Raw genomic sequence first — 13,763 nt, forward strand, 5'->3', positions numbered from 1 at the left:
ATGCTGCTGCATTGTGCGTATTTTCTATTTCTTACTTTCTACTGTTTACTTTGCACGATCTAGGCTATCTTCACGTTACTGTCGTCAGTATCGTCATCGATAACATTATATAAGCCGGTTGATAAATAACGATCGCCGCGATCACAAACGATAAAGGCAATGACCGCATCTGGATTTGCTTTTGCGACTTCGACGGCTGCCCAAGCGGCAGCGCCTGAAGATACGCCAGCAAAAATGCCTTCGGTTTTGGCCAATTTGCGCATATAGACTTCGGCGACATGCTGATCGACATCCATGATGTCATTAATCAAGTCGGCTTCAAAAATACCCGGCATATAAGCAGCCGGCCAACGGCGAATACCGGCGATAGAAGCTTCTTCATCAGGCTGCAGACCGATGATTTTAACATCAGGATTTTGCTCTTTAAGATATTGAGCCACCCCAGTGATGGTGCCGGTGGTGCCCATAGAGCTGATAAAATGAGTGATTTTACCGTCAGTTTGCGCCCATAGCTCAGGACCGGTGGTCAGATAATGTGCTTGTTTATTATCAGGATTATTAAATTGGTCTAAGACGATACCCTTACCATCCGCTTGCATCTGCAACGCCATATCGCGTGCTGCTTCCATGCCTTCGTCGACTTCAATTAACGTCGCGCCGTAAGCGGTCATGGCGTCTTTACGCTCTTGGGTCGAATTGGTTGGCATTAATAAGGTCATTGGATAACCGCGCATCGCCGCAACCATCGCTAAAGCTATACCCGTATTGCCGCTGGTCGCTTCAATCAACATATCGCCCGGTTTAATATCACCGCGTAACTCAGCTTGATAAATCATATTAAACGCTGGACGGTCTTTTACTGAACCGGCAGGGTTATTACCTTCAAGCTTTGCAAGTACCACGGCCCCATTAGTAATCTGCTCTTGCTCAGGCAGACGTTGCAACTTAACCAATGGCGTCTGACCCACGCAATCGGCAAGGTCTGTGATTTGCGTAATAAAATTGGCGTTTGACTGGGCCGTAGCGGACATAAGGTATCCTTATTAATTATTAATAGGCGCTGTTTAAATGATAGGTACTAAGACATTAACAAGCCAGTACTTCATGACTATCAGGTATTGAGGGTGACGCAATAAAAAGTTGCGTCATTATATCATTTTGTTTTCAGCTGCGCTTAATGCATAAGTTTTTATTGAGGATAGCTTGTTTATTCATAATTCCATTTATTTATATTAACGTATGAAAATGAGGTATCAATATTAGACGCAGCCTTTCGAGCAATAACGCTTGCTTAATGAGCGTTCGTTAATGAAGATGAGTCAATGAATGGCTAACCGTCTTTGATAGAATCCTGCTAAGATAATCTCAAGCTATCATTGATGGCTTGCTGTTAGTGCTTAACCAATTATTAACACATAAGCGCATCGTACAATATCTATCACCAATAATATCTGTACCCAATATCAGTGGAGAGTAAACCCAGCATGGCTTACAAAAAACGTTTTGATACCAGTAGTGCTTATGGCCAGCTGATTATATTGGTATTTTTGCCGATTTGTTTATTGGCAGCGGTAGGTGGTATTTTGGTGTTTTATGAAACCATGCGCGCCAGTAATTCTGAACAAGAAGTATTGGCAGAGGCAGTGCTGATACGTTATACGCCTGCGATTGCGGAGCTTGTTCCTGAACTATTAGAGCAAGAAAAGCAGCAGGCAGAAATGGGTGATAGTAAAGGTAAGGCCGACAATAAATCGCAAGCAGCGACAGCGACGCTAGAAGGTATTCAAGATAGGCTAGGACGCATGCAATCGGAGCAGCATGTCCAGCGTATTGCGATTATTAATCAAAACAATGAAGTACTCGCCAGTGTCGGCTATGGTATCGATGAGGCATGGCCACTGATAGATTCATCAGAGCTTTTTTTATCGCAAAAGCCAACGCCTATTGGTACAGCTTACGGTAGTACCTTGGGTGAGTTTGACGGGCAGCAAGTGTGGCTAATGGTCGATATGGATAACGAGCCGCTTTATATTGCCCGTTATCGTATCGCCATGGCGCTGGCGATTACCGGCTTATTTACCATTTTGATTTTATTGTTAAGCTTAAATATTTATTCAAAACGTTGGATTGCGCCGATTTACGAGCTGCGTTTGCAATTACAACGTACCCACGTGGACAACCTTTATCAGCCTATTCCGGTTGAATCGAATGGTGAGCTGAATTTATTACAGCAAGATTTGGTCAAGACCTTACGCCGTTTACATGCCAGCTTCCAAGATTTGAAAGATCATGCCGAGCAAACTGAGGATGATTTGCGCTTAGCATTTGACGAGATGGAGATGCAAAACATCTCTATCCGTAATGCCCGTGATGCTGCAATTTCAACCAGCCAAGCCAAGTCAGCGTTTTTGGCCAATATTAGCCATGAATTACGCACACCATTAAACAGTATCGATGGTTTTATTAATTTGCTTGCGCGTCACGGTGAGCTTAATCCTGAACAAGATTTGTACGTGCAAACCATTCGCAAATCGTCGGCGCATTTATTGGCACTCGTGAATGATGTATTGGATTTTTCCAAGATTGAAGCGGGTAAACTGGTGCTTGATCGTCACGAGTTTGACCTTTATGACACCATTTATGATGTGGTCGATATGCTATCACCAGTCTCTGCAGAAAAAGGTCTGCGCATGGCGGTGCTGTTTTATAACGACGTGCCGATGCGTATCAACGGCGATGCCCTGCGTCTTAAACAAGTACTGACCAATATTGTTGGTAATGCGATTAAATTCACGGACAGCGGTGATGTGGTCGTCCGCGTTAGCTTAGACGATCATCGCGACAATTACTTGATGATTAGTGTGCAAGATAGCGGTAAAGGGATTTCATTATCTGACCAAAAAATGCTCTTTCAAAGCTTTAGTCAAGGTGATCCGTCGATCACGCGTCAATATGGTGGTACCGGTTTGGGTCTGGTCATCTCTAAGCAATTAACACGGCTGATGGGCGGCGATATTGGCTTTTATGACAATGTACAAGAAAATATCTCTAACCAAGGAGCAACATTTTGGTTTCGAATGCCAGCCCATGTCGATGTTTTAGAGGCGGCGACTGGGCAAACTATTGAGTTGCCAGTGCTCGCGCCGCTTGCCAGCGATACGGACGAATTTAATGTGCTGGTTTGGATCAATCATACCGCGTCTATACAGGTCCTTAAGGCCAGTTTGCAACATTTACCGATTACCCTAACCCAAGCCAACTCTTTACCGGGCGTACTTGAGTCGCTCAAAGAGCGCGGCAACTATTGGGATTGGGTCATCGTTGATGATGATACGCAAGACGATATGATGGCACTACTCAAACAGATTCGCCTGCATTATCAGGGTAAGCTGGCGGTGTTTGGCTATCAAGTTGCCGCTGACCAAGCGCTGCTCAATCGTTATCATGCCAATATTTTGTATGAGCCATTAGATAAAAGGCAGCTCTATGCGATGCTTGATACGCAAAAACGCAGCGCTCCGAGTGGCGTTCAAGAGCCACGCTGGAAGGGCGTTACTGTCTTAGCCGTCGACGATCATCTGCCAAACTTACTGGTGCTTGATGCGCTACTAAGTGAGCTTGGTATCCATGTGATTACTGCCAGTAGTGGTTTTGATGCGATAGAAATTATTAGTAAACAGCAAACCAAGCATATCAAAAACGCTAAAACTGAAAAACAAAGTTTGTCGAAAAAGACCCAGATATCTAAAGCCGAGGCCCGCGACGATGTCAATAAATCGGCGGTTGGCTCATTACATCTTGACGATGCTACGACAGATGATAAAGGCAATGCGGTGCACAAAAGCAGTATTGATTTGATATTTATGGATATTCAAATGCCGCGTATGTCAGGGCATGAAGCAGCGCGCCAAATCCGTAATATCGAAACACCTGATCATCATATTCCCATTATCGCCTTGACCGCTCATGGCTTAGCTGATGAGCGAGAAAAGCTGATTGCTAGCGGCATGAATGATTATGTCGGTAAGCCTATTAGCCAGCCACAATTACTACAAGTGCTGCAAAAATGGCTTGGTCGTACCACTTCAGTACCGCCAGTAACCGCTCTTACTAATGATGATTTACACGCTAAAAATTTGCCTAGCACTGACTTACAAAGCCCTAATTTAAACAATACATTAACGCAGGACGCTTTAACGGCATATACAGGTCTGACAGCACCGAATTATCCGATCATTAGAGGAGATAATAATCATAACGATGCTAATTCTAATAGTGATACTGAAGCGGTAAGTCCGGCAAAAATCACCCGACCTTTATCGCTGAAGAAAATTCGCGATGATTACTTGCGTGATAGTCAGCCGCGTGAGGATTATAGACGCGAGACACCGCGCGAAACCCAACCGCGCTATGAGAATTTGCGTTATCAAGAGCAGGGTCAAACACCATTGGTTTCTCCACCTTATAAAATGACACAGAATGCTAAAGATGAGCAAAAGATAAATACAATACTAAGTCAAAATAATACAGATTTGGGTATAAATACCCTTGATACCTCAGAGATTTTAAATTGGCAAGATGCCTTAACGCGTTCAGCCAATAAACCTGATTTGGCTGCCAAGCTGATTATTATGATGCTCGATACCATTAATGATGAAAAGCAAGCTTTGATGCAGGCATGGGAGAGTCGCGACCGCAGTACGCTTGCGCAAATTGCCCATCGTATATTAGGTGGCAGTCGTTATACAGGCGTGCCGCAATTACGTCAGGCCAGCCAAGATTTAGAGGATAAATGCTTATTAAATATCCAACATACCACGCCCGCCCAATTTGCGATGCTCGAGCCTTATTATGATGCGCTATTGACCGCGTTAAATAACTTACAAACACTGGATTTATCGGCTTATCCGCAGCTTAATTATCACCGTCTAAGTGAAAATGATATGACGTGGAAAATGATTTAGGACAGCTGGTTTTATAGTGCTAAGGCAAAAATGAGCTAGGGGTGAGACAGAAATTAGATGATCTTGATGATAAACGATACCCTAGCAGTCAGTTATTGATAAGGAAGGGTTAGTACAAGGCTGTTAATATTAATCCGAGTACCAACCATTACATTTGTTTTATTTATTATTAAGGATGATTATGCACGCTATTGCCACTTACCAGTATGAGACATTACAAGTCAGCGCCAATAACAATATATTAACGGTGACCATCAATCGACCTGAAAAAAAGAATGCCATGAGTTTTAAAGTGGTCGAAGAGTTGATAGCAGTCGCCGGTCGTATCAGTAAAGATAAAAGCATACGCGCGGTGATTCTTAATGGCGCTGAAGGCACGTTTTGTGCTGGTATCGATTTAGGCGATTTAAACCATCCTAAAAACCAAGCCTTTGCGTTATGGGAACTTATTAAACCTTGGCAAAGTCTATTTCAACGCGTCTGCTTGGTTTGGCGTGATGTCCCCGTGCCAGTGATTGCGGTTTTAGAGGGCTACTGCATCGGTGCAGGTCTGCAACTGGCGCTGGCCTGTGATGTGCGCATCAGCCATCCTGATTGCAAATTGTCTATTATGGAAGCCAAGTGGGGGCTGGTTCCTGACATGGGCTTGACCCAATCAGGGTTTGGCGTCGTACGCGCTGATATCTTAAAAGAGCTGGCAATGACGGCTCGTACCGTGGATGCTGAGGAAGGCAAAGCGCTTGGTCTGGTCAGCCATTGTAGTGAGACGCCACTTGAGCAGGCACAAAAGCTTGCCGCTGAGTTTGCTGAGCGTTCACCCGATGCAGTGCTAGCAAGTAAACGCGTTATTAACGCCATGTTCCAACAGCCAGCCACAACGCTATATAAAGAAAAAATCTGGCAATTAAAAATGATGTTTGGTCGTAACCGTAAGCTGGCACTTAGAAAAGCCAAGCAAGCCAGTACCGCTTTTGGCAAACGTCAATTCCGTTAGACAAATGAGTCATATTTCGACACTGTATTTGAGTGATACAGGCTTATTTTATTCACATCAAGCATCTATTGAATTACAAGCAGATAGTGCAATATAGCATTATCTGTTTTTGTAGTCTATTTGCGTCGCTGCCTGAATATCTTTTTGCGTTGCTGCCTGTCAGTATGCATGATTGCTTATAGAAGTTATTTTAAAAAAGGCTTGGTTTAAAATAAAAGCTTATTAAAGTTACAAAACAAATCAGGCATCAATAATAAAATAATAATCACTCTATCATATGGTCTAACTATGTCTGCTCCAAAATCCTCCCTGCCTAATAAACCGAATGCTGCAGACCGAGTGCGCTCTGCTGATTTGCCTGTTGCATGGATTATGATGCTTGGGCTTATTGTTGCAGTCGGACCATTATCGATTGATATGTATCTGCCCGCATTACCGTCGATGGCAGATGATTTTGGTGTCTCAACGGCATTTATGGCCAATTCTGTTCCTGCTTATTTTGTCGGTTTGGTATTTGGTCAGCTGTTTTATGGCCCATTTAGTGATCGCGTTGGACGCGTCAAACCTTTATATATAGGCATGACTTTATATGTGATTGCCTCTATTATTTGTGCAACTACCGATAATGAATACGTATTGTTTGTCGGTCGTACCTTGCAAGCGCTCGGTGCTTGTGTTGGCGCGGTCGTTACCCGTGCCGCTATTCGTGATCGCCTGACTGCTAAGCAAACGGCGAAAGCCTTTTCTATCATGATATTGGTGATGGGTTTAGCGCCGATATTAGCGCCGTCACTGGGTGCTGTATTCTTACAATTTTTCAGCTGGCATTCTATCTTCTGGTTTTTGGCGGCCTTTGGCACGTTAAACTTGTTGCTGACCAAGTTTTTCTTTTTTGAAACGCTCACCGAAGAAAACCGTAACGTTCGTCCTGCTAGAGAAGTGCTCAGTCAATATTGGGATTTATTAAAAGACCCGACTTTTAATTATCCAGCGATTGGTGGCGGGCTACTTATGGGGGCAATGTTTGTCTATATCAGCTCTGCTTCTGAATTAATCATGGATACCTACGGCATGTCAGCGACGCATTTCGGTTGGTTGTTTGGCATGAATGCGGCAGGGTTTGTGGGTTTAACCCAGCTTAATCAATGGCTAACCAATCGTTTCCGTATTTTGAGTATTCTGCGTTTTGGGGCGATGATGCAGGTCATCTCAGCGGGAGCGCTATTTACCCTTGGTATTGTATTTGGCACCGATGCTTGGCTGCCCCTGGTTTTAGCCTGTATTTTCTTCTGTATTGCCGGTTTAGGTTTGACGCAGCCAAACGCATCGGCGATCGCGCTCGCTTTCCAAAAACGCCGCGCTGGTATGGCCAGTGCTCTACAAGGCTCGTTGATGTTTTCAGTCGGTATTTTCGGCGGTTTATTATTAAACTTATTCCCCGTCAATCCAGTATTGAAAATCGGTATCGCGATGTTTGCGCTGATGAGTCTTGGTACTTATTTAATTTGGCAAATAGACCGTAATTTGAATTTGGATAATGCAGAATAATTAACCGATAAATTTCATTTAATTTTAACTTATAAAAAAAGTATTCAGTGCGTATAAAATGCCTGAATACTTTTTTTATGTCTGCTCCTTTTGTTGTTTTCCGTTTTTTATCTATCTATTACATTAGTTAATCTATTTCTAATGGATATATGTTTATTAAATATTAGAGCAATAATTTCATTTACTCATAATATTTTTATATATGTTTATTGTCATATATAAAAATATGTACGCTATAGCTAAACAAAATTATTGCAATAGTAGACTTGCTCAATTATTATCGAGCGTAACTTATTGTAATAGATTGTTGTGAAAACATTACAGTAGTTTTCAGTATTGTTTTCTTTGATTTGCAATATAAAGCCGAGGCATAAGGATAGTATATGAAGCAGTTATATCGAGTGTTACCGATTATGTTGAGTGTAGGTCTGTTTGGATGTAGTAACTCTACTACTCAAGAGAGTGTCAATGCCAATGCTGCTAACGATAATAAAGACAACTTCGTCAGTCAGCTACCTGCCACAGCGCCAGTGATAAAAGTTGCGACTACAGGCACGATGCCTCCGTTTTCTTTCCAAGATGACTACGGCAATATGCAAGGTATAGATATCGATTCAATTCGTGCTATCGGTGAAGAACAGGGATTCAGGGTCGAGTTTTATAAAGAGACTTGGCAAAACATGTTTGATAGCGTGGCATCAGGTGGTCGTGATTTAGCGATATCAGGCATATCCTACAAAGACGACCGTGCTGAAAAGTATGATTTATCTGATACTTATTTCTTTAATCCATCCTCAATCATGTATGCCAAAAGCAATGTGAAAATTAATGGAATAGAAGATTTGCAAGGTATGCATGTCGCTGCTATGGAAGGCTCAAAGCAAGATGATCAGCTCAAAGCAATGGGCAAATATAGTCAAATGACCACTGAAAGCACAGCATTCCTGCTATTTGAAGACCTCATGCAAGGGAAAGTTGACGTAATTTTGCATGATTTACCCATCTTACAATATACGGCAAAAAACCATCCTGAACATAAGGTCACTATCGTTCCTTATGAAGGTGAAGACAATCCCTCAGCCCAACAAGTAATATTGATGGCAAAAGGCAATGCTAAGCTTATTAAGACAATTAATGAAGGTATTACTAAGCTTAAAGAGAAAGGTAAGTTCAAAGAGATTGAGCAAAAATGGTTGGGCGGAACTGCTCCTGCTACTAGCAATACGACCACTCAGCAAACGAATAAAGGAGCTTAGAGAAGATGGCAACCTCACATAATATTGACAATAAACGCTATCACAGTCTAATTATTTCAATTGCACTGTTTTTATCTTTGATTGGCGCACTGCTGGCATTTACTTTCTATACATCAAGCTTGCTTGAAAGAAATACTGTCTTAATTGACCAAACTAACCAAGTCGCCAATAGCGCGCAAGCGGTAATTAAAGACTTATTTGACTTAGATAGTAGTTATGGCGAAGACACCAGTTCACCACATATCCAACGAGTTTTAGAGCGTTTGGAAGAAAATACAACCCTCATTACCAGCTCTATTAATGCGATTGAACAAGGTGGAAAAATCACCGACATTGATGGTAAAAGCTATAATTTACCAAAAATTAATAGTCAGTCTCAGATGCAGATTACTGCAGCTAATGAGCAATGGCAGCTTTTAGAACCTAAAATTCAAGCCTACCTAAAAGACGCTGATAATATCATGGTTGATTCATCTGATGAATTGACTCAAGCAGTAGAGCAGGCAAAGACTTCAAGTTTGCTCATTAATGATTCGTTAGACCAGCTCACTGATGAAGTGTTTATCAACGCTGAACGCCAAGCAGACACCATACGTCTGATTCAGATATTAGGGGTTGCAGCTATTTTTGCTTACTTCCTAATCTTTGTATTCTTCTTTGTACGCCGTCTGCGTGATACCGATGCGGAAGCATTGGCTGCTCGCCGCGAAACGCAAGAAATCATGGAAACCGTAAATACGGGTCTATTCTTGTTAGATAAAGATTTGAATATTGGTCAGCAGCATTCACGCGCCCTAAACGGCATTATTGGTGAAGAAAGATTGTCAGGTGAAAACTTTGCCGATGTACTACGCGGTCGTATTTCAGACAAAGATTTGAAAACCACGCGTCAATTTATTGAGCAACTATATAACCCACGTGTCAAAGAAAAATTGGTTGATTCTTTAAACCCATTGCATAAAGTCATGCTACACAACGCATCTGGAGAAGAGAGCACCACGAGCCGCTTCCTAGACTTTAAGTTTTCACGTGTTTATGAAGATAAAGACATTGCCCGTATTCTGGTCAACGTTAATGACGTCTCAGATGCTGTTTATCTAGAACAGCGCCTAGAAAAAGAGCGTTCGCAAAATGACATGCAGATTGAGATGTTGACGACCATCTTAAATGTGAATCCAAAAATCATTAATGAATTTATTAACAATACCAAAGTTCATATCGATAAGATGAACAATATTTTGAAAAACCCTGGCAGCTCGCAATTTGAGCTTGAAGGTAAGCTCAATGCGATTTATCGCGAAATGCACAGCTTAAAAGGTGAAGCGTCGGCGCTTAAGCTACACAGCTTTACCAAAATTGCATCAGACGCAGAAGACAAGCTTGATGCGCTGCAAAATCAGGGCAAGCTATCGGGCAATAACTTCTTACCGCTCGCCGTACATTTGGATGACTTACTCAGCCTATCGAACACCATTGAAACGTTAGGTGAGCGTATTAATCAGGCAGCGCCAAAAGCTAACAGTAATGCAAAACCTGTATCGCCAGTAAAGACTGAACCACAACCAAGCATTGTCCAAGCCCAAGTAGCAGATACTGCTATCACTAACATAAATTTCGGTGGCGGTAGTGAAGTTGATTTGAGCGATGAGTCAGATGACGAGTATTTATCTTATTATCAAGATTTTGCCAAAGATATTGCGGTAAGACAGGGCAAGAGAATTCAATTTAACGGTCATAATTTAGCACATATAAATATTCCTGAACGCCTCAAACAACCGATCAAAGAGATCAGTATTCAATTGTTACGTAATGCGGTAGTACATGGTATCGAATCACCTGAAGCGCGTCAGTCAGCAGGTAAGTCTGCAATCGGTAGTATTGACTTAGAGATGCAGCGTGATAATCAAAGTCTAATCATCGCCTTGCAAGATGACGGTCAAGGTATCGACTATGAAGGCATTCGTAATAAGCTGATTGCCGAAGGGCACTTTAGTCATGCAGACGCAAGCGCACTTACTGAAGGCGAATTACTCAAAACGCTATTTTCTTCTGGTTTCTCAACCAAAGAACATGCCGATGAAGATGGCGGTCGCGGTGTGGGCTTAGACGTCATCAAGGCGTTGGTCAAAGAGCACAACGGAAAGCTTAACGTTAATACTGAGCTTGGAAAAATGACCCGTTTTATCATCACCTTGCCTGCTGCGTAATTAAGGACAATAGAGACATTATGTACAAATTAATGATTGTGGATGATTCAAATATCATTCGAAACCGTATTCAGCGTGCTTATGATTCTGGCCAGTTTATGTTGGTTGCTACGGCAACCAGCGGTGTCCAAGCCGTCGAAAAATTCAATATTCATCGTCCTGATGTGGTGACCATGGACTTAACCATGCCACAAATGGATGGACTTGAATGTATTGCAAAAATCATTGCGATTGACCCTGAAGTGCGGATTTTAGTGGTGTCGGCGTTGTCTGATAAATCGACTGGTATTGAGGCATTATCATTGGGTGCGAGTGGTTTCTTATGCAAGCCTTTTTCAGAAGAAGAGCTGGTAGAGTCTTTGTATGAGCTTGTACAAGACTAGCCGCTAGGACACGCCCTAATAAATTAAGTAAATATCTTATTAAAGAACACACATTATGAAAGAGCAAAAGTTACAAATTTTTGTGAGTATCATTACCAATTACTTTAATCAGTTTGGTACTGAAGAGTTGGTTGTTGATACCCCTTATTTACTAGAAAATCAGCAGCCTAAAGTGCATGATTATACAGGCGTCATCGGTATCTCAGGGGTACAAAAAGGCGTGGTTTACTTTTCTGCTACCAGCGCGTTATTGGCCAGTATCCTAGATAGCATGGGTGAAACCGATCAAAGCGAAGATAATTTGGTGGATCTGGCAGGAGAGGTCGCTAACACTGTATCTGGTAATGCCCGCAACGAGTTTGGTGCAGAGTTTCATATCTCTGTACCGTTAGTGTTCAAAGGCTCACCGCAAAGCATTATTTTGCCTAAAAATGGGCGTTCTTTTATCATTCCAGTAAGCTGGCGAGGTCAAATTGGGGAGATTGTGGTTTGTTTGCAAGACTAAATCCAACCCCAATGATGATCGATATGGACAATAAACTATTATGGTTAATGTAGACAAGTTAGGCGTCTTTTTAAGTTCAATCAGTGCATTTTTCGCGCAGATTGATGATGAGCCAGTGGTGATTGATACGCCGTATTTAAACAGTAATAAAAATGCCGTGGGTTATGATTATAGCGGTATGATTACAATCTCTGGACCGCTTGAAGGTTGCGTATATGTCAGCGCCCCGAGCAATATTTTGCGGGAAGTAATCAAAGTAATGGGTGAGCCTGACTCGTCTATTACGATGATGAAAGACTTATTGGGTGAGATGGCAAATACCATCTCAGGTAACGCCCGCACTGAGTTTGGTGCCGATTTTATTATTTCACCGCCCAAGATTATTGAAGGTATACCGAGCATTCCTTATTTGCCAAAAGACCGCCAAAGCTATGTCACGCCTTTCACGTGGCGCGGCTACAAGGCTGTTATTGGTATTTCTATCGCTTAGCTTAACGCTCAGCACTGATAGCTAGTGATGCTATAAGCAAAACTAACAATTAAAAACGACGTTTAGACGTCGTTTTTTTATGGAATATCATCTCCTTAAATATCATGCTAGCGCTAGCAGTCACTCTCACTTATATGCTAAAATACAGCCCAGCTATTTTTTAGCGTTTAGTATTCTATACTTTCAAATCATAGCTAGTTTTTTAAACCAACCCATCAACCAATGACACACACATCATGGCAAAAAATTGCTGGGTGTTTGGCGACTTGATTAATTTGCCCAAATTTACTATTGGCTTAATGCGCTATTGATGAGCATTAACAAGGGCAGATGCGTGTCGCTAGATAGGCAGTTTTTGTGATGTGGAGGCATAACCCAACCAACAGGACATTTAACATGGCTACAAAGAATCCAACCAAAATCGAAATGCGCGACTTACTACAAGCCGGCGCTCACTTTGGTCACCAAACGCGTTTTTGGAATCCAAAAATGGGTCCATATATTTTTGGTGCCCGTAACAAGATTCATATCATTAACTTAGAGCACACGGTAAAAGCGTTTAACGAAGCATTGACTTACGTAAACGGCCTAGCTGCTAAGAAAAACAAAGTATTGTTCGTGGGTACTAAGCGCGCAGCAAGCGGTATCATCGCTGAGCAAGCAGCACGCGCTGGCATGCCATACGTTGACCATCGCTGGTTAGGTGGTATGTTGACTAACTGGAAAACACTACGCCAGTCAATCAACCGTCTAAAAGAGCTAGAAAAACAAGCAGAAGACGGTACTTTCGCTAAGCTTACTAAGCGTGAAGCGTTAGAGCGTACTCGCGATATGGAAAAACTTGAGCGTTCACTAGGTGGTATCAAAGACATGGGCGGCCTACCTGACGCAATTTTCGTTGTAGACGTAGATCATGAAGCGATCGCTATTAAAGAAGCTAAAAACCTAGGTATTCCAGTTATCGGTATCGTTGATACTAACTCTAACCCAGATAACGTTGATTACATCATCCCAGCAAACGATGATGCTATCCGTGCCGTGACTTTGTACGTAACTTCTATGGCTGATGCGATTATCGCTGGTAAAGAATACGCACAAACTCAAGCTGGTGGTAAAGCTGACCAAGAAGCACCTGCTGCTGCTGAAGAAGCGCCAGTTGAAGCTAAAGCTGAAGAAGCTGCTGCAACTCCAGCAGAATAAATCGCTGACCGCTAAGGTTTAACTTTGTAACGATGTCTTGATAGTTATCTTGTCAGCATTCATATAAGGTTATTAACAGCATATAAGCTCATAAAAGGCATGATGTAGTTTTACTCGTCATGCCTTGCTCTTAATGGTTTATGGTCAAAATTAATAAGCGTGTCATGATTGGGCGAGTATTATCGTCTATACGAGCCATATTGCTTTTTTGATGAT

10 protein-coding genes are annotated in these 13,763 nt (G+C 42.2%); 9 read left to right on the top strand and 1 reads right to left on the bottom strand.

The window, feature by feature from the left end:
* Nucleotides 1-59: 59 nt before the first annotated feature.
* Complete coding sequence (gene cysM / locus FHS24_RS06670; protein WP_183619954.1) at nt 60-1,031, bottom strand: cysteine synthase CysM; 972 nt, start codon at nt 1,029-1,031, stop codon at nt 60-62.
* A gap of 453 nt (nt 1,032-1,484) precedes the next feature.
* On the opposite strand from cysM, the gene FHS24_RS06675 reads away from it, so the two are divergent.
* The 9 genes from FHS24_RS06675 to rpsB all read left to right on the top strand — a co-directional run bounded on the left by FHS24_RS06675 (nt 1,485) and on the right by rpsB (nt 13,547).
* Complete coding sequence (locus tag FHS24_RS06675) at nt 1,485-4,964, top strand: ATP-binding protein (protein ID WP_183619956.1); 3,480 nt, start codon at nt 1,485-1,487, stop codon at nt 4,962-4,964.
* A 181-nt stretch (nt 4,965-5,145) separates the two neighbouring features.
* Nucleotides 5,146-5,958 carry a crotonase/enoyl-CoA hydratase family protein gene (locus FHS24_RS06680; RefSeq protein ID WP_183619958.1) on the top strand — a complete coding sequence of 271 codons (813 nt, stop codon included), beginning with the start codon at nt 5,146-5,148 and terminating at the stop codon, nt 5,956-5,958.
* 288 nt (nt 5,959-6,246) lie between these two features.
* Nucleotides 6,247-7,506 (top strand): multidrug effflux MFS transporter, encoded by a 1,260-nt coding sequence (locus FHS24_RS06685; RefSeq protein WP_183619960.1) that lies wholly within the window; start codon nt 6,247-6,249, stop codon nt 7,504-7,506.
* A gap of 383 nt (nt 7,507-7,889) precedes the next feature.
* Nucleotides 7,890-8,762, top strand: coding sequence for a substrate-binding periplasmic protein (locus FHS24_RS06690; RefSeq protein ID WP_183619962.1), 873 nt, complete (start codon nt 7,890-7,892; stop codon nt 8,760-8,762).
* A gap of 5 nt (nt 8,763-8,767) precedes the next feature.
* Entirely contained in the window at nt 8,768-10,969 is a 2,202-nt protein-coding gene (locus tag FHS24_RS06695) for an ATP-binding protein (protein ID WP_183619964.1), read from the top strand.
* 20 nt (nt 10,970-10,989) lie between these two features.
* On the top strand, nt 10,990-11,352 hold the full coding sequence (locus FHS24_RS06700) for a response regulator (protein WP_183619966.1): 363 nt from the start codon (nt 10,990-10,992) through the stop codon (nt 11,350-11,352).
* A gap of 55 nt (nt 11,353-11,407) precedes the next feature.
* Complete coding sequence (locus FHS24_RS06705; protein ID WP_183619968.1) at nt 11,408-11,857, top strand: chemotaxis protein CheX; 450 nt, start codon at nt 11,408-11,410, stop codon at nt 11,855-11,857.
* Between the two features lie 40 nt (nt 11,858-11,897).
* Nucleotides 11,898-12,347, top strand: a complete 450-nt coding sequence (locus tag FHS24_RS06710; RefSeq protein WP_183619970.1) for a chemotaxis protein CheX — start codon at nt 11,898-11,900, stop codon at nt 12,345-12,347.
* Between the two features lie 396 nt (nt 12,348-12,743).
* Complete coding sequence (rpsB, locus tag FHS24_RS06715; RefSeq protein WP_183619972.1) at nt 12,744-13,547, top strand: 30S ribosomal protein S2; 804 nt, start codon at nt 12,744-12,746, stop codon at nt 13,545-13,547.
* Nucleotides 13,548-13,763: the final 216 nt, after the last annotated feature.

Origin of the sequence: Psychrobacter luti (assembly GCF_014192115.1) — a bacterium.
Taxonomy (GTDB): Bacteria; Pseudomonadota; Gammaproteobacteria; order Pseudomonadales; family Moraxellaceae; genus Psychrobacter; species Psychrobacter luti.